The organism is Salicola sp. AFF1, assembly GCF_056783195.1.
The window spans coordinates 1-229 of sequence record NZ_JBXAYL010000266.1; the positions used below are offsets into that span (position 1 = coordinate 1).

A 229-nucleotide genomic window follows, 5' to 3' on the forward strand; every position below is an offset into this window, starting at 1 on the left:
CGTCGCCGACCCCAATCCGCAGGGCGGCCTTACCTATCTCTACCACGACGTCTCGGAGAGCATGAAGCTCGCCTCGCGCTACGACGCGCTGATGAAGGAGCAGGCCGAGACGCTTGAGGCGCTCAAGGAGCCGGTGGCGGTGTTCGGCGCCGACGGGCGCCTGACGGTGGCCAACCGCGCCTTCGCCGTCACTTGGCGCCTCGACCCGGCGACGCTGGCGGGCAAGCCG

Annotated in this window: 1 protein-coding gene; it reads left to right on the top strand. The window is 70.3% G+C overall.

Going from position 1 to position 229, the window contains the following annotated elements:
- The coding region (locus AC1RQI_RS17605; RefSeq protein WP_481905891.1) for a hypothetical protein at positions 1-229 on the top strand (229 nt) is incomplete at both ends.